Annotated in this window: 20 protein-coding genes; 18 read left to right on the forward strand and 2 right to left on the reverse strand. The window is 61.2% G+C overall.

Annotation, left to right across the window (positions count from 1 at the left end):
- From JFN93_RS25380 to JFN93_RS23005, 9 genes are all read left to right on the forward strand, one after another.
- A partial coding sequence (locus JFN93_RS25380) for a hypothetical protein (protein ID WP_215907849.1) occupies positions 1-212 on the forward strand: 212 nt, incomplete at its 5' end.
- Positions 196-534, forward strand: a complete 339-nt coding sequence (locus JFN93_RS22970; protein WP_199386728.1) for a YbbC/YhhH family protein — start codon at positions 196-198, stop codon at positions 532-534. The genes JFN93_RS25380 and JFN93_RS22970, both read left to right, overlap by 17 nt.
- 182 nt (positions 535-716) lie before the next feature.
- A complete protein-coding gene (locus tag JFN93_RS22975) occupies positions 717-1,019 on the forward strand; it encodes a hypothetical protein (protein WP_199386729.1) in 303 nt (100 codons plus the stop codon).
- A 417-nt stretch (positions 1,020-1,436) separates the two neighbouring features.
- Complete coding sequence (locus JFN93_RS22980; protein WP_199386730.1) at positions 1,437-1,658, forward strand: hypothetical protein; 222 nt, start codon at positions 1,437-1,439, stop codon at positions 1,656-1,658.
- Between the two features lie 957 nt (positions 1,659-2,615).
- Positions 2,616-3,725 carry a substrate-binding domain-containing protein gene (locus JFN93_RS22985; protein ID WP_199386731.1) on the forward strand — a complete coding sequence of 370 codons (1,110 nt, stop codon included), beginning with the start codon at positions 2,616-2,618 and terminating at the stop codon, positions 3,723-3,725.
- A gap of 21 nt (positions 3,726-3,746) precedes the next feature.
- Positions 3,747-6,665: a PAS domain S-box protein gene (locus tag JFN93_RS22990; protein WP_199386732.1), complete on the forward strand. Its 2,919-nt coding sequence runs from the start codon at positions 3,747-3,749 to the stop codon at positions 6,663-6,665.
- Positions 6,666-7,044: 379 nt separating this feature from the next.
- Complete coding sequence (locus tag JFN93_RS22995; RefSeq protein WP_199386733.1) at positions 7,045-7,620, forward strand: hypothetical protein; 576 nt, start codon at positions 7,045-7,047, stop codon at positions 7,618-7,620.
- A gap of 193 nt (positions 7,621-7,813) precedes the next feature.
- Positions 7,814-8,470 (forward strand): hypothetical protein, encoded by a 657-nt coding sequence (locus JFN93_RS23000; RefSeq protein WP_199386734.1) that lies wholly within the window; start codon positions 7,814-7,816, stop codon positions 8,468-8,470.
- A gap of 460 nt (positions 8,471-8,930) precedes the next feature.
- Positions 8,931-9,797, forward strand: coding sequence for a Rossmann-like and DUF2520 domain-containing protein (locus JFN93_RS23005; RefSeq protein WP_199386735.1), 867 nt, complete (start codon positions 8,931-8,933; stop codon positions 9,795-9,797).
- A gap of 669 nt (positions 9,798-10,466) precedes the next feature.
- Here JFN93_RS23005 and JFN93_RS23010 read toward each other — a convergent pair.
- Entirely contained in the window at positions 10,467-12,812 is a 2,346-nt protein-coding gene (locus tag JFN93_RS23010; protein ID WP_199386736.1) for a methyl-accepting chemotaxis protein, read from the reverse strand.
- A 330-nt stretch (positions 12,813-13,142) separates the two neighbouring features.
- On the opposite strand from JFN93_RS23010, the gene JFN93_RS23015 reads away from it, so the two are divergent.
- From JFN93_RS23015 to JFN93_RS23025, 3 genes are all read left to right on the forward strand, one after another.
- Positions 13,143-13,922, forward strand: a complete 780-nt coding sequence (locus JFN93_RS23015; RefSeq protein ID WP_199386737.1) for a glycerophosphodiester phosphodiesterase — start codon at positions 13,143-13,145, stop codon at positions 13,920-13,922.
- The gene (locus JFN93_RS23020; protein ID WP_199386738.1) at positions 13,919-16,090 is read left to right on the forward strand and encodes an alpha/beta fold hydrolase; all 2,172 of its coding nucleotides are present in this window, start codon (positions 13,919-13,921) and stop codon (positions 16,088-16,090) included. Before JFN93_RS23015 ends, JFN93_RS23020 begins: the two co-directional genes overlap by 4 nt.
- 165 nt (positions 16,091-16,255) lie before the next feature.
- On the forward strand, positions 16,256-16,924 hold the full coding sequence (locus JFN93_RS23025) for an HAD family hydrolase (protein ID WP_199386739.1): 669 nt from the start codon (positions 16,256-16,258) through the stop codon (positions 16,922-16,924).
- Here the strand turns inward: JFN93_RS23025 and JFN93_RS23030 are convergent.
- Positions 16,884-17,324: a GSU0071 family protein gene (locus tag JFN93_RS23030; RefSeq protein WP_199386740.1), complete on the reverse strand. Its 441-nt coding sequence runs from the start codon at positions 17,322-17,324 to the stop codon at positions 16,884-16,886. The genes JFN93_RS23025 and JFN93_RS23030 overlap by 41 nt on opposite strands.
- Before the next feature lie 236 nt (positions 17,325-17,560).
- On the opposite strand from JFN93_RS23030, the gene rsgA reads away from it, so the two are divergent.
- The 6 genes from rsgA (at position 17,561) to hypF (ending at position 26,134) form a co-directional block, all read left to right on the forward strand.
- Positions 17,561-18,472: a ribosome small subunit-dependent GTPase A gene (gene rsgA / locus JFN93_RS23035; protein WP_328754564.1), complete on the forward strand. Its 912-nt coding sequence runs from the start codon at positions 17,561-17,563 to the stop codon at positions 18,470-18,472.
- Between the two features lie 47 nt (positions 18,473-18,519).
- A complete protein-coding gene (locus tag JFN93_RS23040) occupies positions 18,520-19,215 on the forward strand; it encodes a spermidine synthase (RefSeq protein ID WP_199386741.1) in 696 nt (231 codons plus the stop codon).
- A 263-nt stretch (positions 19,216-19,478) separates the two neighbouring features.
- A complete protein-coding gene (locus JFN93_RS23045; RefSeq protein WP_199386742.1) occupies positions 19,479-21,326 on the forward strand; it encodes an MEDS domain-containing protein in 1,848 nt (615 codons plus the stop codon).
- A gap of 110 nt (positions 21,327-21,436) precedes the next feature.
- Positions 21,437-22,351, forward strand: coding sequence for a sensor histidine kinase (locus tag JFN93_RS23050; protein WP_199386743.1), 915 nt, complete (start codon positions 21,437-21,439; stop codon positions 22,349-22,351).
- Between the two features lie 57 nt (positions 22,352-22,408).
- Complete coding sequence (locus JFN93_RS23055) at positions 22,409-23,650, forward strand: sensor domain-containing diguanylate cyclase (RefSeq protein ID WP_199386744.1); 1,242 nt, start codon at positions 22,409-22,411, stop codon at positions 23,648-23,650.
- Between the two features lie 195 nt (positions 23,651-23,845).
- Complete coding sequence (hypF, locus tag JFN93_RS23060; protein WP_199386745.1) at positions 23,846-26,134, forward strand: carbamoyltransferase HypF; 2,289 nt, start codon at positions 23,846-23,848, stop codon at positions 26,132-26,134.
- Positions 26,135-26,159: the final 25 nt, after the last annotated feature.

Here is a 26,159-nt window from a genome sequence, read left to right on the forward strand (position 1 = left end):
GAGCACCTATTTCGACCACCCAAAAATACGCCAAATCCACAGCTGGCGCTACTTTAGAGTCTATGGGACAGCAGTGGGGACAGGCTGAATTTTATAATCAACCAACGAGAAAGGAAAGCAGCCTGCCCCCTTTTCTTAGCCTGGGAGGAGGCTTTGACTCAGGCTTGTCCCCCCCCAGTGATTGGAGTATCGCTCATGGTTATAAGATATAATTTGTTGCTAATACCTTTTACAATTTTCTTCTTCTACATTGTGACATTTGCGTCAGAGAAAGAACCAGGATATGTTCCGCCAGCAGGCTTTGTGCCCGACAATGATACAGCCGTAAAAATTGCTGAGGCAGTTGCGATCCCTATTTATGGAAAAGCGAAGATTGAAAAAGAGAAACCGTTATCTGCTGAACTTAAAGGAGATGTGTGGACGGTTACAGGTACATTTCATGGAAATATGTTCTTTGGGGCGCGTGGAGGAGTAGTGATTGTAGAGATTAGTAAGAGGGATGGCAGGATAATTTCTGTCATCCACGAAAAGTAAAAGAGTAGAGGACAGTAAGTACGGCTTTACTGGAAGGGAACCGGATGAGACGGGACTTGTCTACTAGAGGAGAGGGGACGCTGGTTACTTCGTTAAGTTACTGTGGGAACTTAATCAAATGACCAACGGCCCCTGCTGGCTGGCGGAGGCTATGTCAACGTTTATCCTGGAGGAAGGAAGAGATGAAGTCTGAAACGGTAATTCTTGAAGCCCAAGGTGTTGTGTTTTTTTCCCAACATGATGAAGCCGCTTTTTTTGAGTGGTTGGGTAAGCTGGATTGCGTAACTAACTATGAGGGGGCAGGCATCGCTATTGATATTTCAGTAGAGAAGGACAAAGTTGACGAAGTCCAAATGAGAGAGCTGCTTTCGCTATTCAATAGGTACAAAATTAATATGAATGAATTGGCAGTCCTCGACTGCCCTGAGTTTTCAACGTGGCTGCACGATGAAGGCGGGTACTGGTACAAATCAATGTTCGGATAGCGGGAGCGGTGGCGCCGTACCAAAATGGCTCCGCTGCTAGATGAAATGTTCCGTGCAAAATGATTTGATCCAAGAGGGCCTGACCTGCGTATTCCGCGGCAAGCCCGCCACCGATTCCGACAGGAACCGGTAGGTCACGGGTACCGAGAAGGACCTTTGCTTCGGAAAAGACGTGGCCCCGCCCTCCTCTTTTGCCACATTATTTTTTGCTCACGTGACCCTCTCCCACTATAGTTGGTGGCAAAGCAAAGCCTTTCGGCCAGCAACGATGCTCGGCGCACCCTTCGGGGGGGCCGGGCATTTTTGTTTGCAGGGGGGGGCACCGCGCCGGTGGCGCCGGGCCCGCCCACCCCGGTAGCGGCCAACTGGCTCGGCTGGGACCTTGGTCCCTATCACTGACACTGGAGGTAGGCGGTTATGTCATGGACTCAGGAAAAGCCGGTTGCCGCCGGCAAGTACTGGTACGTTGCCGGCGGTACCCACCACAGCGATCCCCGGCAGCCGGCGATCACTATCGTGGCGATTCGGCCGGACGCCAACGGAAACCTGGTCGCGTTGCAGCACGGCGTGGAGGGGAGCATTCCCATCGAGACCCTCAACGGCAAATGGTACGGCCCCTTGGAGCCCCCGCGGGGGTAGGGGGGGCTTCCGGCGATATCGACCAAAAGAAAGGCACCCGGTGGGAACCGGGTGCCTTTCCTCAGCCAGGATCGGAGGTGCGGCTGCCGGACGATAGGGGGACGCCCAGGACGATAGGGGGACGCCCATGGAATTATGCGTTCCTCGTGAACTCGTAATACACCGCCATCACCGGTATCCTTCTGAGTCAGTGCCAGGGTGAAAAAGAAGCCCGGAACGCAGCTTGCTGCGCTCCGGGCTTTGTTTTCTGTGTAGATGTTACTGCGCGAATCGGTTGTGGCGTTTCGTTCCTCAACTTGACGTACGACTTTGCCCCTCAAGAAGATGCCCTCCATTACCGCCGGCACTGCATGCCGTCTTTCCCAGCCACAATGAGCCCCTGTTGCACCACGACGCAATTCCCCCTCAGAACCCAATGCTTCTCGGTGTGATCCACCCCCTTACTATTGATCAGAAGGTGCCTTCTTCAGAGAACCCCCTTCTCTCGCCGTAGAGCTTCTTTCTTCTGGCGAAGAAACCACTCTTTGGCTTGAGTCATTGGGTCCTCCTGACTGTCCTTGTTCAAGGACCAAGGCCAGTCCCCCCAGCCCACCTTTGTCAAAGGGGCAGTAAGCAGGGCCGGTTTGCCATTCCCGGGTTACCAATGAGACAGTTGTGTGGCATTTTATGAGTAGTATGTTATGATCCTAACTTGCCATTGGCACTCACAAATTTTCCCTGATACATTAATTTTAGAATATAAAATTTGTTAATTGTTTTTCGTGTAAGAACCGGGGTCCAGGCTGGCAAAGTGGTAATCTCCCCCAACCTCGGAAGAGACTTTGCAACTTGCCAAGCCTGACCAGTTAGTTCCAGCGGTTAGTTCCCGACAGTTCCACTGGACCCCCGTTAGTTCCCCCGTTTGTCCCTCCAACCGCGTAGTAGATTCGGATGATTGCCGAGTTAAAGGGGGTGACGATGAAAAACAAGTCGTTCTTAATAGGGACGGTCGGGGTCGCTGCCACACTGCTGTACAGCGTGGCGGTTGCCCAGGATTCATTCGTTGCCGAGGCGAAGCGCTATACAGACCTCGTTTCCAAGCCCAATCTACCCTGGAACGGGCCGACCACCGGACCGTCCGCCCAACGCAACAAGTCCGTCATTTATGTCAGCGCTGACCAGCGCAATGGCGGGGCCCGCGGAGTCGGCAAGGCTGCAGCGGAAGCGGCAAAGGTCATAGGCTGGCATTTTCGCCTGATCGACGGTCAAGGCACGGTGTCTGGTAGAAGGAATGCCTTGAGGCAGGCGGCCAGTCTCAAGCCGGACGGCATCATACTCGGCACTGTCGACGCTCAGGAGCAGGCCGATGAGATCAGAGACATCGCGGCAAAGGGTATCAAGATAGTGGGGTGGCATGCCTTGGGTAAGCCGGGGCCTGACCGTAGCATGCCGATCTTCACCAATCTCGCCACGGAACCGACTGATGTCGGCAAGGCCGCCGCGATGTATGCCGTGGCTGACTCCAATGGCACGGCAGGAGTGATCATCTTCAACGATCCCATCTACGCAATTGCCAACGAAAAGACCAACGCAGCAATCAACACTCTGCGCAAGTGCGCGGGATGCAGGGTGCTGATTGTTGACACTACCCCTTTGAAAAATACCGCAACAGCCATGCCGCAGCGTACTGCATGGCTGTTGCGGAGCTATAGCGGGAAATGGACGTATTCAATTGCCGTCAATGATCTCTACTTTGATGCCATGCCACCCACGTTTATTGCCGCCGCGATTCCCGGCAACGGTTATCCAAGGAACATATCCGCTGGGGATGGCAGCGAGCTTGCGTTCGAGCGGATTCGCAAGAACCGCTACCAGATCGGCACGGTCGCCGAACCGCTCCGACTTCATGGCTGGCAGGCCATTGACGAACTTAACCGCGCCTTTGCCGGGCAGAAGGATAGTGGCTATTCGGCCCCGGTTCACCTGGTGACTCCTGCCAATATCAAATTCGACGGCGGCAAGTACAACGAGTTCGACCCGGATAACGGTTACCGGGAGAGATACCGAAAAATCTGGGGAGTGAAATAAGGGGTGGGAAAAAGGATCAGCATGTCCATCGACAGCGTGCTCCAGCATGCCGGGCGCACCATCTCGGGCTCCAAATTCATCAGGAGTGGCATTCTGCAAATTCTTGCATGGCCTCTGCTGTGTCTCGCGCTGGCCGCGGCGCTCTGGTATTGGACCCTCTCGAAAATTGATGCGGAGAAGCGGGTGTGCGAGAAGAAAGCGCTCGCGGAAGCCTCGGAGCTGTGCAAGGACTACGTGCAGTATCTCACCCAGGCAATCGAACGGGCAAATCAGATCACCTTGCAGATGCAGTACGCCTGGGAACGGTCCCAAGGAAATCTGAATCTGCGGGAGTTGTCGCAGGGGGGGCTCTTTCGCGATCCCCAGATCATCAATGTGATCATCGTCAACCGGGAAGGGAGACCGGTAACAGCTATCCTCGGCAACCTGGCGAACGTCTCGTTTGCCGACAGGGATTACTTTACCTACCATAAAAACGATGACTCGAAAGCGCTTCTGATCGGGAAGCCGATCGTGTCACGAACGACAGGGAACCCTGTCATCTCGTTTACGCGCCGGTTGAACACGCCGCAAGGGATGTTTGATGGGATCGCGATTGTTGGCTTTGACCTCCACTACCTTACCGCCTTCTATGCCGGGGCCTTCCCGGGCAAAACGGGACTGCTGATGGCGGCCGGTCTGGACGGGACCCTGCGTTCAGCGAAATTCGGAAGTTCGACGCAAGATTCAAATGCTGCCATGCTGCGTGCCGTGCCGCTTTTCAATTTACCTGAAGGCACCTCGTATTTAAACGGTGAGCAATGGTTTGGCGACAAGCTGTCGCGCTATGTCGCCTGGAAAACGCTGGCGGAGTATCCGCTGGTCGCCATGGTGGGACTCTCCGAACAGGATTATCTTGCTCCCCATCAGAAAGTCTGGGCAGCCGACCGGAGAATGGCGACCTCGGGAAGCGTTATCCTGTTCCTGTTTGCACTGGCGGCCGCAAGAATGTCAAGAAACCTGGTCAGGAAAAAGCATCAGGAGGAGGAGGTGCGCAGGGCCTATCGTATCGCCACGGAAGGAGGGAGTGAGGCCTATTATATGTATGAGGCCCTGTACGACAAGAGCGGCGCCATCGTCGACTTTGTCGTGGTCGATTGCAACAAGCGCGGCGCGGAGTTCTACGGCATCCCGCAAAGGGAGCTCCTGCAGATGAAACTCTCCAGTCTCCACCCGGCGACGTATTTCAATGAGTTGATGGACATTTTCCGCGGGGCGATGGCATCGGGCTTCTATGAAGATGAGACACGAACGCCGCTGGAAAGCAGCTTGCACATCGAGTGGGAAAAGAGAAGGCTCGTGCGCTCCGGCAACGGACTGGCCGTGACGGTGCAGGACATCACCGAGCGCAAGCGGTCAGAGGAGGATTTGCGGCAAGCTCTAAAGTTGAATCAGCTTATTATCAACAGTGCACAGGAAGGTATCGTCGTTCACGACCGTGATCTTTATTATCGGGTTTGGAATCCCTATATGGAGAAGATGACCGGGAAAAAATCCGCTGAAGTAATAGGGCGATTGCCTCAGGATGTTTTCCCGGTTCTGGCAGAAATTGGTGTGTTGGAGAGGCTGCACAAAGTTATTGCTGGAGAGTCGGTTGATACTGCCGAAGTCCAAATTCAGTTTCCGAATAACGGGAAAACCCTCTGGGCGTCTTATATCTGCTCGCCAATACTTGACAGCGAAGGAAATATCATCGGCATTATCCAGACGGTGCGGGATATCACCGAACATCGAAAGACCGAAGTTAAGTTTCAGCAAGCTCAGAAGATGGAGTCAGTTGGCCGACTCGCCGGAGGAGTAGCCCACGATTTCAATAATATGCTCACTATTATTGTTGGCAATGCCCAACTTGGGCTTATGAAAGCAGATCAAACAAATCCAGTTTATCATCACTTGGAGGAAATCCTTAACGCTGCAGAGCGTTCCGCTGAAGTCACCAGACAATTGCTGACATTTTCCCGCCAACAGGTAGTAGAACCAAAAATACTTGATCTCAACGATGCCGTTTCCAGTATGTTGAAAATGCTTCAGCGACTCATGGGTGAGGATATTGATCTTGTCTGGAAGCCCGGCAAAAAACTTCTAAGGATAAAAATCGATCCATCCCAACTGGATCAGATAATGGCAAATCTTTGTGTCAATGCACGGGATGCCATTTCAGGTGTAGGGAAGGTTGATATCAAAACGGAAAATTTTACTATCGACAACACTGGGTGGGATGAGCGCACCGATGTCTCACCGGGCGAATACGTAGTACTTTCTGTGTCCGATAATGGATGTGGCATACCAAAAGAGGCTATCGCACATATTTTCGAACCATTTTATACCACCAAGGAAGTTGGGAAAGGAACCGGACTAGGCTTGGCAACGGTCTATGGCATCGTTAAGCAGAATGGTGGGCAAATCAAAGTGTACAGCGAACCGGGGCAGGGGACTATTTTCAGAATTTATCTTCCTGGTGTAACAGATGTAGTTACCGAGTCAAATGACAAGCCAGCTCTCGTTGGGGGCAACGAAACAATTCTACTGGTAGAAGATGAAGCTGCAATTATGAACCTAGGCACTACGATGCTTTCCAAGTTGGGATATAAGGTATTGTCAGCCAATTCGCCCGAAGAGGCAAAGGAACTTGCCGAGAAGAATCAGGGAAGAATAGATCTATTGGTTACCGACATCATCATGCCTGGAATGAATGGACGTGATCTGTCGAGAAATTTGCTTCAGTCCAATCCCAACATGAAATGTTTGTTCATGTCCGGTTATACTGCCGATGTTATGGCTGATCGAGGTAACATAGATAAAAACATGATTTTTTTGCAAAAGCCGTTCAATATTGACTCTCTATCGGTAAAGGTTAGGGAAGCATTAATAGGCAGGAAAGAGTCAGATCCCAATGGGTAAATCCAGGGGGCTACCCGGCGACTTTGATAGGTTCCGCAAGCCAAACGAGATGCCCTCCATTACCGCCGGCACTGCATGCCGTCTTTACCAGCCACAATAAGTCCCTGTTGCACCACGACGCAACTCCCCCCAGAACTAAATGCTTTTCGGTGTGAATCACCCCGTTGTTCACCATAAGTACATCCTTCAGGGACCCCCCCCCCTCTCTCGCCGAAGAGCTTCCTTCTTCGGGCGAAGGAAGCCACTCTTAGGCTTGAGACGCCTCTTCCCCGGGCGGAGAGCCCCCTCCTTTAGCTGGAGAGAGGTCTTCTCCGACTGAAGAGCCTCCTTCGGCGACTTCAGAGCCTCCCTCTGCGGCTTCGGAGCTACCCTTTGCGGCTTGAGAGCCTCCCTCTGCGGCTTCGGAGCCACCCTCTGCGGCTTCAGAGCCTCCCTCTGCGGTTTCGGAGCCTCCCTCTGCGGTTTCGGAGCCTCCCTCTGCGGTTTCGGAGCCTCCCTCCGCGGCTTCGGAGCCACCCTCTGCGGCTTCGTAGCCACCCTCTGCGGCTTCGTAGCCACCCTCTGCGGCTTCAGAGCCACCCTCTGCGGCTTCGTAGCCACCCTCTGCGGCTTCGTAGCCACCCTCTGCGGCTTCGGAGCCACCCTCTGCGGCTTCGGAGCTACCCTCTGCGGCTTCAGAGCCACCCTCCGCGGCTTCGTAGCCACCCTCTGCGGCTTCAGAGCCACCCTCTGCGGTTTCGGAACCTCCCTCTGCGGCTTCGGAGCCACCCTCCGCGGCTTCGGAGCCTCCTCTGCGGCTTCGGAGCCTCTCTCCGCGGCTTCGGAGCCACCCTCTGCGGCTTTCCGAGCCACCCTCTGCGGCTTCCAAGCCACCCGCTCCGACTTGAGAGCCACCCTCCTCGGCTTGAGAGCCACCTCTTCGGCTGAAGGGCCTTCTTTCTTTTTCTTCGGCTGAGGAGGACGGTCATCCAATCTTGGAGGGATGGCCCTCCGTTTGATGAGAAGGTTTCAGACTTCGTACTGGCAGGGTTAGAGGGGATGCCTGACCAAATTAATATCGCGGGACCCTTGAGTGGTTTTTCGGCGGAGCTATACTTCGCAATCGATGGGGGGGGGTGAGAGTCCACTAATTATGATGGAGGGCTGCTATGATCGATTTACTCGACCTAAGGTTTTACGATCTAAACAACGACAATCTTGTTTTGCGTGGTGGAAATATCGCGGATCTCCTGATTGAGCATCCATTTTTCCGCAATTACCAATGGTCTACGGATGTTGCTCCGGATCCGCAAGAGTTGAAAGGGCTGGTGACCACGCTCTGGGAGAAGGTAAGGGCGGCGAATACCGGTCATCGGAACTGGATTACCGAGCGAAACCAAGCCCGGGAAGATTTGATCACTGGCCTTACCCTTATCGGGACGTACATACAAATGGTGGCAGTCCGGAAGAAAGATTTAAGTATTCTGGAAAACACCGGATTCCGGTTGAAGAGCAGGGCGGCGACACGCGTCGTCGTTGCGCAGCCGGAATATCCCCCGGTCATCAAGAGTATCAAGCGTGGAGGTAAGCCAGGCTCCGCAGTGATCAGGGTGAAAGCTCATCCCGGCAAGGTCAGCTACGTCCTGTCCATGTGCAAAGGGGACCCGGTCGACGAATCGTCTTACAACGTAGTCGTGCAGTTCGTTACCAGCACGAAGGAGCTACAAGACCTGGAGCTGGCCACCAAGCTGACTTTTCGACTCCAGTACGACGTCGACGGCAACCGCAGCGACTGGTCCGCCCCAGTATCCTACATCGTCACCTGATCCCACGGCTCTCGGATTCCCCGGGCGCCTGGCTTACGCATTCGACAAGACTAGGTGTGGGTTATCTCGAAAGGGTTGAACCCTAGAAGCAAATCCCCCTAAATCCCCCTTCGCAAAGGGGGACTTCATCGGGCTTGGGACGCCCTGAGCGCCTAGCTTACCCACTTGAAAAAATTAGGTGGAATATGGAAAGCGGCAAGGGTATCTTCACGCACCTTGCCGCTTTTTTTTCATCCTGGAATTCTGGGGAGTCAAGGTGGTGTTCATTCGAAGGACGAGACGAGGCGCTACGTTCCCCCCTTCGCAAAGGGGGGAACGCGAGTTCTCAAGCAGCGCTTGGTGGAAATATACTGTAGGTTCCCCGGAATTCTCGGAAGCTCCGTTTTTTTGATTCATCGCTTTTGAACTGTCTACTGATGGGAATTTACATAGCTGGGAGGGAGGTCAGGGAGTGCTTGGCATGAAAAGGGTTACCATCATCGGCTGTGGCAAGGTCGGCAAAACGCTGGGAAGGCTCTGGCATCGGAATGGCGTCTTTGCCATTGGGGAGATCCTGAACCGCTCGCCGGAAAGCGCCGCGGACGCTGCCGCGTTCATCGGCGCGGGGACTCCCGTCGCTGACTTTTCGGAGCTCGGTCCGGCGGACGTTTTTCTCATCGCCGCCGCCGATGGCGCTCTTGCTTCCTGCGCCGAGAGCCTCGGCCGCACTGGCTTGGTCTCTGGTGGAAGCGTCGTCTGCCATCTCTCCGGCGCGCTCCCCAGCTCCGTCTTGCTCCCGGCGGTTATTTCCGGGGGAGCCGTCGCCAGTGTCCATCCGGTGCGGAGCTTCGCCGATCCCGCGGTTTCGGCGGAAAGCTTTGCCGGCACGTGGTGCGGCATGGAAGCCGACCCCCGCGCGCTTCCCCTCTTGGAGGAAGCCTTCGCCGCCATCGGCGGCATGCCTTTCTCGATCGACCCGCAATACAAGACGCTCTACCACTGCGGTTCGGTCATGGTCTGCAACTACCTCAACGCGCTGATAGAAGCCGGCCTTCGCGCCTACGGCAAAGGTGGGCTGTCCCGGGAAACGGCATTGCAGGTGATGGAGCCGCTGGTGCGGGGGACACTGGATAACGTATTTCGGGTCGGTCCGGCCGAGGCGCTAACCGGACCGATCTCGCGGGGGGATGCCGAGGTGGTCGGGCGGCAGATCGCGGCGCTCGACGGGTGGGAGCCGGAGCTGGGGCGCCTCTACCGGGATCTGGGAATGGTGGCGCTGGAACTGGCTGCAGAACGGCAGGGGGCACCGGAGTTGGAGGCGGTGCGGGAGGTTCTTTCGACCAGTTAGAACCTCAAAACCAAATCCCCCCTGACCCCCCTTTGCCAAAGGGGGGGATCAAAGGACGGAACTTCTTTTGGGGGATAATCCCGTTCAGTTAAGAGAGCGCCATTCCTGGCGCGATCCGCCGGAGGCGGTGGCAACGGTTGCCGTTAATCGCGCCTGAAAAGGCGCTCCCACAAGGGAAATTCGGATTCCATTATGTTGAGAAAAAGGGGGCATTCCTGTGCGATACCGGTCGGGAAATCGCGACAAGAATGTCGCTCCTACAGGGGGGCGCTCCTCAACCTAACTCACAAGAGGGGGGGCTTGGGCAACGGTTGCCGTTAATCGCGCCTGGAAAGGTGCTCCCACAGGACAGGGGAGGGAACAGGGTGGTTATTTGAGGACCGACGGAGAAGCGGAGATTTGATCGCGAAAAGAATGGCGCTCCCTGTATAACTGGCATGGAGCTGCCATTTCTGTGGGAGCGCCATTCCTGGCGCGAACCGCCGGAGGCGGAGACAACGGTTGGGGGCATTCGCGCCTGGAAAGGCGCTCCCACAATGTACGCAGCAATTAGACTCCATCGCGACAAGAATGTCGCTCCTACCGGGGGCTTCTAAAAACAAGGGCGCCGGACCACTCCGCTTTGCGGGTGGCCCGGCGCCCTTGTTTTGTTACCGTCGGTGCCTTCTTCTAGAACCGCTCGAACTCTCCGAGTGCCTCCTCCTGCAGGGCGAGATCCACGCCGGCTCCGTTGCTGGCAAGCAGCTGCTTCGCGTTGCTGCCCCGCGGCTCTTTCTGCGCGGACTTGCGGGGGAGGCTCCGCTGCGGGGAGCTGCCCCGCGCTTTTCCTGATCTCGCCTGGTCGCCGACCGAGAAGAACGAGATGGCATCCTGCAGCTGTTCCGCCTGGCTGGAAAGTTCCTCGGCGGTGGACGCCATCTCCTCGGCAACCGCTGCGTTTTGCTGGATTACCTGGTCGAGCTGCTGGATCGCCCGGTTGATCTGGTCGGCACCGGAATCCTGCTCGCGGCAGGCGGCGGAGATCTCCTGGACCAGGTCCGCCGTCTTGTTGATCTTGGGCACCATCCCGTCCAGCATGATACCGGCCTTCTCAGCCACCTCGACACTCGATGCCGAAAGTTGGGAAATCTGCCCGGCCGCCTTCTGGCTCCGCTCCGCGAGCTTGCGCACCTCGGAGGCCACCACGGCAAATCCCTTGCCGTGCTCCCCGGCCCGGGCCGCCTCGATGGCCGCATTGAGCGCGAGCAGGTTGGTCTGGCGCGCGATCTCCTCGATGATCCCGATGGTCCCGGCGATCTCCTTCATCGCCGCGACCGTCTTGCCTACCGCGTTCCCGCCGTCCTGCGCCTCGACCGCCGACGTTGCTGCGATCTTCTCGGTCTGCAGGGCGTTGTCCGCGTTCTGCCGGATGTTGGATGACATCTGCTCCATCGAGGAGCTCGCTTCCTCGGCGGCCGCGGCCTGCTCGCTGGCCCCCTGGGACATCTGCTGGGAGCTGGAGGAGAGTTGCTGGCTGCCGTTGGCGACGTTGTTCGCCGCCTCGGTGACATCGGTCACCACGTCGCGCAGCTTGCGCACCATTGCCGAAAGGGCCAGCATCAGGGCGTCGTTCTCCGAGCGGGGGACGAGTTCGATACCGAGGTCTCCCGAGGCGACGGTCCGCGCCGCGACGGTGATTTTGCCGGAGGCGTCGATCAACTGGTTCAGGTCGTTTTTGATCTCGTTGAAGTCGCCGCGGTAGGAGGCGGTGATCGGCGGCGGGATCTCGCCCCGTGCCACCTTGCGCACGCACTCAGCGGCCACGCTCAAAGGCCCGGTCACTGCATCGAGGGTGGCGTTCACGCCGTCGATGATCTTCCGGAAGTCTCCCTGGTGGCGCTGGCTGTCGGCCCGGGTGGCGAGCTTGCCTTCCAGGGCGTCGGCGCAGAGGAGGTTGGCGTCGGCGATGAGGAGGTTCACCGCGTCGATGCAGGTGTTGATGTTGTTTTTGAGAACGTTGAAGTCGCCCTGGTAGTTGTCGGTAATCTTCGCGGGGACGTCGCCGTGCGCGATCCGCTCTACGTAGGTGGCCGCGACGTTGAGGGGGGTGATGACGGCATCGAGGGTGGCATTCACCCCGGCCACGATCTGGTAGTATTCCCCCTCGTGCTTGCTGGCGTCGGCGCGGACGTCGAGCTTGCCCGCAGCGGCGGCCTGGGCCAAAAGAGTTGCGTCCGCAGCCAGCGCCCCGATCCGCCGGGCCATCTCCTGCATCGCTGCCAGCAGCTCCCCGGTTTCATCCCTGCTCGTCTCCCCGATCTCGACCTTGAGGTCGCCGACCGCCAGACGCCGCGCCAGGGCCACCCCGACGGCAAGGGGGCGCGTGATGCTCCTCGTGATGACGAAGCTGACCGCGACGCTCATGAGGATGATGGCCGCCAGAAGGGCGGCAAGGACGATCTCGGCGCGCTGGGTGCTCTGCTGCAGCCGCTGCTCTTCGCGCTGGGTCGCCTCTTTCTTCTTTTCCGCCAGGGACTTCGATTCCGCCTCCAGCCGGTGGATCGCGTCCTTGTACTCTTCGATGGCGCGGTTGGCCTGCTGCGTGGTCGTGATCCGGTGTTGCTGCACCTGGCCCACCACCTTGGCATATCCCGCTTCGTAGCCTTGCATCTGCTCGCGCATCGTCTTTACGGCCTGGAGCTCATCGGCACGGGTCAGCTCCTTTTCCAGCGCGCCCAGCAGGTTGGCCGCCTTCAGTTGTTTTTCCTGCCACTTTTTCTGGTAGTCCGCGACCTTTTCCGGACTGTCGATATTGATGAAGCTGTCCTTTTCATAGCGGCGGAGTTCGTTCACCTTCACCGCGATGTCGGTCGCCAGTTCGGTGGTCTTCACCTCCTGCTCCAGGACCCGTTTCATGCCGCCGGTGATGGTGCTGATCCCCCAGAACCCGGCTCCCCCCAGTGCGATGACCAGCAGGACCACGGTGCCGAAGCCCAGGCCCAGGCGCGGGCCGATCTTCATGTCGTTTAGTTTCATGCTCCTCTCCTTTCCGCTGCTCCGGGGCGGCTGCTCCGGTCCTCAGATGGTGTCCTCCCCTCATCGGCAACGCCCGCGGCAACTTTAGCCTTTCTTACGGGAAAGTAATGTCATTCCGGAATGTTACATAAGTGTGACATCGTGGTTCTATCCCCGGTGGGGCGCTGGTAGAGCCAGACCTGGCCCGCTCGGAGGAGGCCGTTTTGGCTCCCGGTCCGGTGATGCCCTTCTGGCAGGTGGCTCTCCTTCTTTTTGCTTTACCTTTGCCGGCCGGCATCCGATTATGAGTGTGGCCCCTGCTGTTTCTCGGGCGCAAGAAAGGAATCGGCCATGTCCTCGACACCTCTTGTCATCGGGCACCGCGGCGCCTCGCGGGATGCCCCGGAAAACACCCTGGGCGCCTTCCGGCTCGCCTTCGAGCAGGGGGCCGACGGCATCGAAGCCGATTTTCGCCTGACCGCCGACGGCGCCATCGTCTGCCTGCACGATGACACCACCGGAAGGACCGCCACGAAGGACCTCGAGGTGCGCCAAAGCACTGTGGCCGAGTTGCGCGCGCTGGAGCAGCGCCGCTGGCAGGGGACCCCCTGGAGCGGCGAGTGGATTCCCACCCTTGCGGAGGTGCTCGACGAGCTTCCTCCGGGCAAGCGGATCTACGTGGAGCTGAAAAGCGGGACGGAAATCGTCCCGGAACTCGCGACGGTGCTCGCGGCCAGCCGGGTCGAGCCGGAGCGGGTCCGCTTCCTCAGCTTCAGCGCCCCGCTGATCCAGCTCTTGAAGGAAACGCTCCCCGGCTACCGCGCCTGCTGGCTCACCGACTACCGCTGGCGCGGCAGCTGGTACCCCAGGCCGGAACAGGTGGTGGCGACCCTCCAGAGGATCGGTGCGGACGGGCTGGCCAGCCGGGGGCACAAGGTCCTGGATGCCGCATTCGTTGCCCGGCTGCGGGAGGCGGGGATGGAGGTCCACGTCTGGACCGTGGATGATCCGGCCGGGGCGGGGCGCTTTGCCGCGCTGGAGGTGGACGCCATCATGACCAACCGCCCGGGATGGCTGCGGCGGCTCCTTTCCCGGGCTGCTGCGAGCGGAGCCTCGGGAGGGGAGCGATGAACGCCTACGCCTACCTTGCCACCGGGCGGATGATCTCCCTCGCCGAGGGGCTCTCCAAGCTGCGGATCCGGGTCCACGGCCGGGAGAACCTTCCCAAGGGGTCCATCGTCTTCGTGGTGAACCACTTCACCAGGATCGAAACCCTCATCCTCCCGTACCACATCCATCAAGCCACCGGGGCTACCGTCTGGTCCCTGGCCGATGCCTCCTTCTTCGAGGGGCCCTTCAGCAGTTTCCTGGAGCTGGTCGGAGCGGTATCCACCCGGGACCCGGACCGCGATCGCCTGGTCGTGAAGAGTCTCCTTACCGGGGAGGCGAACTGGGTCATCTTCCCGGAAGGGAGGATGGTAAAGGACAAGGGGGCGGTGCAGCGCTCCTTTTTCGGCACCGGAAAAAACGGCCGGCCCCATTCCGGCGCCGCCGCGCTCGCCATGCGTACCCAGTTCTACCGGCAGCGGCTGCAGGCCCTGGCGCAGCGCGCCCCCGAGGAGGCGGCGCGGCTCCAGGAGCTGTTCCAGATCACCGATCTCGCTCCGGTCGTCTCCGGCAAGACCTGGATCGTCCCGGTAAACATCACCTACTATCCGCTCCGGGCCCACGAGAACCTCCTCACCTCCGTCGCCGATTTCTTCATGAAGACGATCTCCAGCCGCCTGCGGGAGGAGATGCTCACCGAAGGGAGCATGATCTTCAACGGGGTCGACGTGGACATCCGCTTCGGAGAGGCGCTCGACGTCTCCGCGCAACTCACCGATTCCGACATCCAGAGTGACATCGCCTCGCCCAAGCCGCTCGATTTCGACGACCGGCTCTATTCGCTCCCGGCGATGCGGCGTGGAGCCGTCCGGCTGATGGACCGGTACATGGCGGCCATCTACGGGATGACCACCGTCAACCACGACCACCTCTTCGCTTCGCTGCTGCGGGCGCTTCCCTTTCGGACCATCACCGAAGACGATTTCCGGCGCCGGGTGTTTCTCCTTGCTTCGAGTTGCCTGAAACGAAGCGGAGTCGCCTGCCATCACAGCCTGGACATCGGACAGGTCGCCCTGCTGACCGACGATCGCTACAACAAGTTCCGCGACTTTTTCCTGCTGGCCCAGGAAACGGCGGTGCTCACCCGGCGTGACGGAGTCCTGGTCAAGGACCGGGATCGCCTGTCGGCGCGCACCGATGTGCATCGGATCCGGCTGGAGAATCCGATCGGGGTCATCGCGAACGAGGTGGTGCCGCTGGGATTTTTGCAACGGGAGGTCCGGATCATGGCGTGGCTTCCGGAGTGGGTGGTCCGGCGCCGGGTCGCCGAACTCCTGGAGCGCCAGGCGCGGGAGGAATTCGAGATCGACTACGCGGCTTTTTACCGTCCCGGCGAGACCAAGGAGCGCTCCGTCGGGGCGCCGGTGCTCTTGCGGGGGCGTTCGCGGCGCGTCGGGGTGGTGCTGGTGCACGGCTATCTTGCGGCGCCCCGGGAAGTGGCCGAACTCGCGCAGTATCTGCAGCAGCAGGGATATTGGGTCTACCAGGTGCGCCTGAAGGGGCACGGCACCTCGCCCGAGGACCTTGCCCGGCGCAAGGGAAAGGAATGGGTGGAGTCGGTGGATGCGGGGTTTGCCCTGATGAATGCCCTCTGCAGCAAGGTGGTGGTCGGCGGGTTCTCCTTCGGTGGCGGGGTGGCGCTCGACTGCGCCAGCCGGATCCCGGTCGCCGGCGTCTTCGCCGTCAGCCCGCCCCACCGGCTGCGCGACATCTCATCCCGCTTCGCGCCTGCCCTCACCGCGTGGAACCGGGTCATGGAGCTCTTCAAATACCAGCTCGGCAAGAAGGAGTTCGTGCAGACGATGCCGGAGCGGCCCCAGATCAACTACGCCCGCCTCCCGGTCGTCGGGCTGCAGGAGCTGGAGCGCTTCATGCGCGAGTTGGAGCCCAAGCTCCCGCAGATCCGGGTTCCGACCCTGGTGCTGCAGGGGGACCTCGATCCCGTGGTCGATGCGCGCGGCTCGCGGCGGCTTTTCGAGCTGATCGGGAGCCGCAACAAGGAGTACCTGAGCTTTCCGCGCACCCGGCACGGGATCCTTGCCGGAGAAGGGGCGGCGGAGATCCACGCAGCGATTGTTTCCTTTCTCGAACGGATCATGGAGGAGTCCCCCGCCGCAGAACTGCCGCAGTGACTTGGCGCAGGCAGGCCCGGTCGCATCTTGTGCCTGCACTTTCCGTCGTTTCCCGCCCCCCACGCTTTCTGGAAAGGGGCCTCCCCCGGTGATTTTCCCCCGGTGGCGGGGTCATCTTGACTGAACCGCTGTTCTTTTCCCCGCTCTTCTGCTACAACGGTGGGTATGCACAGCCCCCATCTCCCCCTGGACATCCTGCGCAGTAGCCACTGGGTCTTCGACCTCGACGGTACCCTCACGGTCGCCATTCACGATTTCGCGCAAATCCGGCAGGAGCTCGGGATTCCCGAGGGGGACGACATCCTGGTTCACCTTGCGGGACTGCCGAGTTCCGAAGCGCTCCGCAAGCAGGAACGCCTGCTGGAGATCGAGCTCGAACTGGCGGGAAGGACGGAGCCGGCGCCGGGGGCGGTTGATCTGGTGACAGCTCTTTCCCGGCGCGGCGCCCATATGGGGGTGCTGACCCGCAACACGCGCGGCAACGCGCTGCGCACCCTGGAGCGGATCGGGGTGCTCCCCTATCTGGACCATGCGGACGTACTGGGGCGCGACGAGGCCCGGGCCAAGCCCGATCCGGACGGCATTTTGCAGCTGGCGGCGAAGTGGGGGACTCACCCGGAACGGGTGGTGATGGTGGGGGACTACCGGTTCGACCTGGAAACGGGACGCGCGGCGGGGGCCGCGACGGTACACGTGGATACCACCCGGTCCTTTCGTTGGCCGGAGCTGACCGACCTGGCGGTGGGAAGTCTCGCCGAACTGGGCGGGGCGCTCCTTGAGACGGGTGCTGGAATCAGGCGAGCTGTTCCAGTTCGTCGTCGACGATCTGGATGATTTCGGTATAGATGGCGATCATGACGTGAAGGTCGCACCATTTTTTGGCGACCGAACGGATCAGGTACCCGGCGTTCACTACCGCACCGGAGAAAAGGCAGATGCCCAGGGTCTGCTCCTCGTCGATGGACATGAGCACCCCCCCGTAGACGGCGAGGCTGATCATGGTGGCGAGCCAGGCCAGTTCCGGTCCCTTGAAGGGGTTGAGCATCACCTTGGCGAGATCGATGTAGTAACGGCTGAGGCCGAGAACCTTGCGCAGGGATTCGACGATCTCTTCCCGTTGCTGTTTCAGGTACAGGCAGGCCAGAAAATGGGAAAGGGCCTTCTTTTTGCCGTGGGGAGTCATCCGCTCGGTGACGTAGAACTCTATCGCCTCGTCAATACTTTCCTTGTTCATGGCGGCACCTCATGCTCAAGATCTACTGCAGAGCGTCAGACGGTGCAATTCTCATCGGGCGCCTTCTGACATAACTTCGGGCTACATGCTTAAGAATATGGTGGATAAAGAAGAATCTGTCAACGGACCCGTGTGGGAAATATAGGAGAAAAGGCCGTGGTTGGGAGCCGGCTGGCGCCTTTGAGAGAGCGTCGGGCGGCATCCTGTGACAGCGGCAGCGCGGAGTGCATGTGAATGTGAAGAAAGACGCAGTGAGCAGCAAGCATGACCTCCCCGGGGTGATCGTCTCCCACTTCGGAATTTCGGTCGAGGTTCTCTTCCCGGACGGCGAACGGCGCATGGTACGGGTGAAACGAAATTCCGGCCATGTCGTGGGTGATCTGGTGACGGTCCGGGGCGAGGTGCTGACCCGTCAATCGCGGCAATCCGAGCTGCGCCGCCGAGACGTCCGCGGCGGGATCCACCTGGTCGCCGCAAATCTCGATGTGCTCGGTATCGTGGTCGCTCCCCTCTCCCCGACCGGGTTCATCGATCGCGCCGTCGTGGCTGCCCGCGCCGCAGGCCTCGAACCGTTTGTGGTCGCGAACAAGTGCGACCTTCCCGGTGGGGGCGATTTCGCCGCCGCGGTACGGCAGACCTACGACGAGCTTCCCGTGTTCGCCATCAGCGCGAAAACCGGGGAGGGGCTCGCCCCGCTGCGCGAGTTCTTCCATCAAGAGCACCGCGGCGCCTTCGTCGGGAGTACCGGGGTCGGGAAAAGCTCGCTTTTGAACGCGCTTTGCCCCGGGATCGATCTGAAGGTCGGGGAAGTGAGCGAATATCGGCGCCTCGGCCGGCATACCACGACCGTCTCGTCGCTGCACCGGCTACCCGAGGGGGGGGAACTGGTCGACACCCCCGGTTTTCGCGACTTCGGCCTGGTCGACATCTCCTCCGAGGAAGTAGCCCACTATTTCCCCGGTCTGGAGAAGGCGGAAACGGCGTGCCGGTTCAACAACTGCCGGCACCGCTCCGAGCCGGGCTGCGCGGTGGTGCCCCTCGTCGAAAAAGGTATCGTCACGGCCGAGCGGTACCGCACCTACCTCACCGTTTTAGGCGAAGCGGAGGCTGCCGAAGAGGCGGCGCGACGCGCCCCGCGCCGAAGCTGATTCCGGTCGGCCCGGCAGTATCAAGCATCCCGCAGGAGATTATATATATGGCACAACCGTGGAAGGTTCTGGACCGGATCGAGACCGAGGAGGGGCCCCTGGAGCTGCGGCAGCGCGGCGCGCGGGACTTCCTCATCACCATAGGGACGCAGGTCCTGATGAACAGCGCGCTGCACCGCTCGGAAATGGCGCTGGGAGAGTTGGCCTGCGGTCATCTGAAGGATGCCGCGGCCCCGCGGGTCCTGGTGGGGGGGCTCGGGATGGCGTTCACTCTGCGCGCGGTGCTGGACCAGCTCCCTCCCACCGCCGAGGTCGTGGTGGCCGAGCTGAACCCGGTGGTGGTGACGTGGTGCCGGGGCCCGCTCGCCGAGCTGACGGCAGGGGCGGTGAACGATCCCCGGGTAAAGGTCGAGATCGGGGACGTCGCCGCGATCATCCGGAAGCGCTCCGGTTCCCCGGAACGTTTCGATGCCGTGGTCTTCGACCTCTATCGCGGCCCCCACGCGAAGACCGACAAGATCGCCGACCCGCTCTACGGCTCGGTGGCCATCGAGGTTACCCGCTCGGTGCTCAAGACCGGCGGCATCTTTGCCATCTGGGGCGAAAACTACGACGCCGCCTTTGACAAGCGCCTGCAGGCTGCCGGATTCTCCGTTTCCAGTCACCGCCCCGGATACGGCGGGCTGCGCCACGTGGTCTTCCTTGCCAAGATGAAAGCGCGGGAGGCGGGGCGGCGCCGCTGACCAGCCCGCCCCCGCTGACCAGCCCGCCCCTGCTTCCCCAGCAGTTCCCTCTTCGCCTGCACCCTTTCCCACCGCACCCGCTTCCATCCCTCCCGGACCAATCCCCCTCCCCAGGCCGCCGGCGGCATCGTGCCGGCGCAACCAGGCGTGGCACCGCTCGAAAACCCCAGTCCTCGTACGCATCTTCATTGCATAATCCAAAGTCGCCGGTATATTTAAAAACGTTTCACAAAAACTTTCTAATGTGAACGTGGAGGGCGGCAATGCAACAGAGCACCCGAGAGCCTGTCGAACGTCAGCCCGTGGAGGAGATCCCGAGCCACGACCATCTGTGCCTCCTCTACCAGGGGGAGGCGGAACTCATCCCGGCGGTGGTCTCCTTCATCGAAAAGGGGGTGAAGGGGGGCGAGCGCTGCCTGTACTTCAACTCCGGCGAGCAGCTCCTGGACCGGGTTCTTAAAAACGCGGTGGCGGCCCAGAAAAGCGGCGTGAAGGTGCTGGTCTCCTTGTCCCGCGAGGAATCCTGGACCCGTGGCGGAGGCTTCGACGTCGGCCGGGTCATCGCCTATCTGACCGAGCTGGCGATGGCAGCGGGGAGCGAAGGATTCAAGGGGGTTCGTTTCATCTGCGACATGGGATGGGCGGTTTCCGAGCGGGTGGGGGGGGAGGTCCTGATGGACTTCGAGGCGCGGTTGAACGGCTTCGTGGTGCAGCATCACGCCTCCGTGCTTTGTCTTTACAATCGCACGGTCTTTGCTCCGGAGCTTCTCCTGGAGATCGTGAAGCTGCACCCGAACCTCGACTTCGGCGGCAAGATCTGCCCAAACCTGCTGCACGTCCCTACCGAGCAGTTCCAGCATCCCTCGCGCCGTGCCAGCGAACTGGAGATCTTCATCGGGGCGATGCGACGGGCCTCTGCTGCGGCCCTGGAAGCCAAGCAGCTGCGCCAGGAGCTCGAGCAGGCCTACGCGGCGCTGGCGCGGAAGATCTACGAGAACTGGCAGGAAGAGGACACGCTGCGGGCCAGCGAACAGCAGATCCACGAGCAAGATGATGCCCTGAAGGAACATAAACGTCGGCTGCGCACCATCCTGCAGCATCTCCCCGCGCTCCTGGCCGCCTTCGACGCGGACCACCGGTTGGTTTCCTGCAACCACGAGTTCGAGCGCGTCACCTCGTATCGCGCCGAGGAGGTGATGGGGAAGCGGATGCGCGACCTCTTCGATCCGGAGGCGGCCGAGGAGATGAGCGCGGCGCATCCCGCGTCCGGCGGCGACTACCGCGGGCGGGAGTGGCAGATCCGTACCAAGGACGGCGGCTTAAGGTGCGTCTCCTGGTCCAACATCTCAAAGTACGTGACGATAACCGGCTGGCCCAACTGGATCATGGGGATCGACATCACCCAGCGGGTGCGGGTCGAGGACCGGCTGCGCGGCCTGAGTTCCGAGGTGAACCGTCACTCCCGCGAACTGGAGGGTTTCAGCTATGCCGTATCCCACGACCTGAGCGGGCAGGTGGCCAAGATCAGCGGATTTTGCCGCGAGATGCAGGAGGCCTGCGGGGCGGCTCTGCCGCAGTCCTGTCAGGCCATGCTGCAGCAGATCAACGACGCGAGCGTGGAGATGGTGGAGCGGATCATGGCGCTGCTTCGGTTCACCATGCTCTTTTCCGGGGATCTTTCGCCGGAGGACGTCGACCTGAGCGCCATGGCCAACGAGATCGCGGCGCGGCTTGCGGTCCGCGCCGGTGAACGGCCGGTGGTCTTCAACATCGAGGAGGGGATCGTCGTGCGTGGCGACGAAAAACTGCTCCGCCTGGCGATGGAGCAGCTTCTGGAAAACGCGTGGAGCTCGGCTTTGCGCGAAGACCATCCCGTCATCCATTTCGGCACCGCGCAGGTGGAGGGGGAGCGGAGCATTTTCATCAGCGACAATGGCGCCCGCGAAGAGGCCGGCTATGACAACCCGTTCGATCCGGGGTGGGGCGGGACTTCGCCGCTGGGGCGCGGCATCGGCCTGGCGACGGTGCACAAGATCATCTCCCTGCATCGTGGCAAAATCTGGGCCGCTGAAACCGGGGCCAAGGGGGCGACCCTGTACTTCCGGGTCTAGCGCCGGGACGGTCGGTCGTGGCTCAAGGGGAGCTTTTCCGAGTTCGCAAACGCAGGTGCGGGGCCGGCCGGGGAGTGCGGAGTCGCAAGGACCATCAAGGGGGTGTCCTTATGACCGGGATGCTGGAGGAAAAGGGATTGGCAGAGGGAAAACTGCTGAACGACAAGCAGATGGTTCCGGAGGTACTGAACAGCTCGTACGCCGTCGACCTCAAAGCTGCCGTCCATACCTCCCTGCAGAGCATACGGAACATGCTTACGGAAAAACCGAACAACGAGGATATCGATGCGCTTACCCAGCAGATCGAGCGGCTTTTGACCGAGCAGACCGACCGGCTGGAATCGATCAACCGCGACCTGGAGGCGTTCAACTATTCCGTGGCCCACGACCTCTGCGCGCCCCTGACCCGGATCTGCGGCTTCACCAGGGCGCTCCAGGAGCAGTACGGCGACCGGCTGGACAGCCAGGGGTTGGATTACCTGGAGCGCATCTTCAAGTCGTCGCAGCACATGAACGAACTGGTCGAGGCTCTGCTGCAGCTCTCCCAGCTTTCCTACCAGAATATCAAGCGGGAGGTCGTCGACCTTTCCGAGATTGCCGCCGACACGGCACAGGAACTTCGGTCGAGCGCTCCGGACCGGATCGCGGAGTTTCTCATTCAGCCCCGGATCCGTACCTTCGGCGACGCCAATCTCCTCGAGATCGTGATCAAGAACCTGATGCGCAATGCCTGGAAATTTACCCGCACCCGGGCCACCACCTTTATCGAGTTCGGTGCCCGCGATGTCGCCGCAGACAAGGCGTGCTTCGTGCGCGACAACGGGATCGGATTCGACATGTCGGATTGCGAGAAAATGTTCCACGCCTTTCAAAGGCTCCACAACGGTACCGATTTCCCGGGTAACGGCGTGGGGCTGACTACGGTGCAGCGGATCATCAACCGTCACGGAGGACGAATCTGGGCGGAAGGTGAGGTCGACAAGGGTGCGACCTTCTACTTCACCCTTCAGTCATGCATAACCTGACGCGAAACCGTGCCACGGTTCAGCTGAGGGGCGCGGCGCCAGGCAGGGAGAGAAACGATGAGGGAAGAAGCGATCAGAGCGGTTCTTGTTGACGACGGACAAAGGGGTGGGGCGCTGCTGAAGTTGCTGAACGGCTATGCGCGAACAGTGGCCACCTCGGCCGAGACGGCTTTGGCTAAGCTGAAAAGTGGGGGGGTGGACCTGGTCGTCCTCAGTTGTGCGGCCAGAGAAGCCTCCCTTTTGATTCCCCACATCAAGGGGGTCCCGCATCTGCTGATCGAGTGGCGCATCGACGGCCCCTGCTGTGTCTCGACCAGTTGCCGCGATCCAAAAAGTGGGGCAGTGGAGCCGCTCCCTTCGGTCATCGCGGAGTTGGTCGAGCAGGTCCGGTCCGCGTTGGGAAGACCCGCCGGCAGTGACCCCCTTTGTGACGCGGTGGTCACGGTTACCGAGGAGAACCGGGTGGAAGGGGTGAGTCCCGCGGCGGAGCGGATGTTCCAGTACCCCGCGCACGAGCTCCTCGGCAACGATGCGGGAATGCTGTTGCCCCTCTGCCTCCCCACCCCCGACTCCGGTGGCCAGGGGTTCGAAACGGTGGCAACCCGGCGGGACGGCACCCGCTTCCCGATCCTTTTGACTGTGGAGGAGATGGTTTGGGGGGGCAGACGCCGTTATGTGGTTTCCTTGCGCGACCTGACCCGCAGGACCGATCCGCTTGAGGTCATGGCGCGCCATGCGGTTCGTGATGAGCTGACCGGGCTCTTCCACCACAACACCCTCCCCGGGTTTCTCGATCAGGCCCTGACGCGGGCGGAACGTTTTGCGACCACGATGGCGCTCCTCCTTTTGGACGTTGATCATCTGGCGATCATCAACGAGATGCACGGTCGGGAAACGGGGGACCAGGTCCTGGTCGCGACCGCCCGGATGGTGGCCTCGAGCCTGCGGGACGTGGACTGGGTGGTGCGGTCAAGTGGTGACGAGATCGCGGTGATCCTGCAGGAGAGTTCCGAGGCGAAGGCCGCGGCCACCGCGGACCGGATCCGGCGTTCGATCGCCCACCTTCCGATCACGGTGGCCGGCAGTGCCGACCGTCACGTTCCGGTCCGGGTAACGCTGAGTATCGGCATGGCCCTCTTTCCAGTGCACGTGGCAAAGGCAGAGTCCGTGCTGAGTGCAGCCGCCTCCGCTCTGGCTGAGGCAAAGGGCCGGGGGGGGGACTGCGTGGTGAATTATCATGCCCCGGCGGCATCCCTCCAACCCGTTCCGCTGCACCATTCCGACTCCGACGGCAGCTGAGCTGCTGCCGGGCCGCTGCTTGCCCCCCTTTTTCCGCAGCTACCTTGCCGCCTCGGCCGGCCGGATCAACCCGGTCGGCCTTTTTCGTCTCTCTCCCGCATGCCTTGACCTTTCCCCGGCTTTACGCTAACTTGCCAACCCTGGAACCCCGGCTTTACATCAGACGCGCCGGGACCGGAAGGGGGACTCCTGCCGATGGCAGCAACGGGGAGAACACGTGTCGACGTCGGCGGGATCGTGCAGGGAGTCGGATTCCGCCCCTTCGTCTACCGCCTGGCCAGCCGCCACCGGCTCGGGGGCTGGGTCCGCAATACCGGCCACGGGGTGGAGATCGAAGTCGAAGGCACGGACGCCGCGCGTACCGCCTTCTGCCGGGCGTTGACCGAGGAGGCGCCGCCGCTTGCCGTGATTTCCTCCGTGCAGACCCGGGAGCTTGCGCCCGAGGGAGAGGAGGGCTTCCGCATCCTGGCCAGCGAGTCCCAGGCCTCCGGTGCCGTCGTCGCCGAGATCCCGCCGGACTGCGACGTCTGCGATGATTGCCTGGTCGAGCTCTTCGACCCGGCGAACCGGCGCTACCACTACCCGTTCATCAACTGCACCAACTGCGGCCCCCGTTTTTCCATCATCACCGGCGTTCCCTACGACCGTCCGGCCACGACCATGGCCCCCTTTGCCATGTGTCCGGAGTGTCTCCGCGAGTACCACGATCCAGCCGACCGCCGCTTCCACGCCCAGCCCAACGCCTGTCCCGTCTGCGGTCCCCGCCTGCGCCTTCTGTCCCCGGACGGAGCCGAACTGGAGGGCGATCCGGTCGCCCGCGCCGCCGCTGCCCTACGGGCCGGGGCCGTCGTCGCCGTCAAGGGGACCGGCGGGTTCCATCTCGCCGTCGACGCCGGCTCCGCCCCGGCGGTCGCCGAACTGCGCCGAAGAAAAAAGCGCGACGAGAAGCCGTTCGCGCTGATGGCGCCGGATCTGGAGGCGGTGCGCAGCTTCGCCCACTGCTCCGATGCCGAGGGGCGGCTGCTGTCGGGGGTGGAGCGACCGATCGTCTTACTGAGAAAACGGGAAGGCGCCCCCGTCTCGCCGTTGGTTGCCCCCGGCAACGGGTGGTTCGGGGTGATGCTTCCCTCCACGCCGCTGCAGCACCTGCTGCTTCGCTGCGGTCCGATCCCCCTGGTGATGACCAGCGGCAACGTCTCCGATGAGCCGATCATCCACCGGGATGCCGTCGCCTTGCGGCGCCTCACCGGGATCGCCGACCTCTATCTCACCCACGACCGCGAGATCCACACGCGAAGTGACGACTCCATTCTCCGTTTCATGCACGGCGAGCCGCTCCTTTTGCGCCGCTCGCGGGGGTACGTGCCGCGCGTCCTGCCGCTCCCGGCGCCCCAGCCCAGCGTGCTCGCCCTGGGGGCCGAGCTTAAGGGGGCGGTCTGCCTCACCCGGGGAAAGGACGCCGTCTTGAGCCAGCACCTGGGAGACCTGAAAAACCCGGCGGCGCTGGCCGGGCTCGAGGAGGCGGTGGCCCACCTGCGCCGGTTGCTGGAGGTGGCACCGACCCTCGTCGCGCACGACCTGCACCCCGACTACCTCTCGTCCCGGCTCGCCCAGGACATGGATCTCCCCAAGCTGGCGGTGCAGCACCACCACGCGCATCTCGCGGCCTGCATGGCGGACAACCGGCTCGATGGCGAGACCATCGGGGTCATCTTCGACGGCACCGGCTACGGACCGGACGGGACGGTCTGGGGGGGAGAGTTCCTGGTCGGCGGGTATGCCGGTTACACCAGGGCCGGCCACCTGAGCCGGGTCGGGATGCCGGGGGGCGATGCCGCGGTGCGGGAACCCTACCGAATGGCCCTCTCCTGGCTGTACCGGATCCACGGCGCCGCGCTTTTCGACCGACCCCACCCCTTGGTCGACCTCGTTGCCCCCCAGCAGCAAAGCCTTTTCCTGGCCATGCTGGAAAAGGGGATCAACACGCCGCAGACCTCGAGCTGCGGCCGGCTTTTCGATGCGGTTGCGGCGCTGATCGGGCTGCGCACCAGCGTCCACTACGAAGGACAGGCGGCAATGGAGCTGGAAGCGTTGGCGGAAGCGGGGCGATCTTTCGCCCCCTACCCCTACCGGATCGACGGCGACCCCTGCTTCGAGGTCGATTTCCTCCCGTGCCTTGCCGCAATCGACGACGACCTGGCCCAAGGGCGGTCCCGTGCCGACATCGCCCGCACCTTTCATCGGACGGTGGCCGAAGCGGTACGCGCATCGTGTGGCCGGATCGCTGCCGCGACCGGGCTTACCCGGGTAGTCCTTTCCGGCGGCGTCTTTCAGAATCGGCTGTTGACGGAGGAGGTTTCGGAGCTTTTGCAGGAGGGGGGATTGGAGGTCTTCCGGCATCGGTTCGTGCCGCCCAATGACGGAGGGATCGCCCTGGGGCAGGCGGCGATCGCCGGTTACCGCGCGGGAGTCAACGGTAGGTAGCGGCAGGAGCGCCGGAAGTGTCGCC

The organism is Geomesophilobacter sediminis, assembly GCF_016458275.1.
GTDB classification, from domain to species: Bacteria; Desulfobacterota; Desulfuromonadia; order Geobacterales; family Geobacteraceae; genus Geomesophilobacter; species Geomesophilobacter sediminis.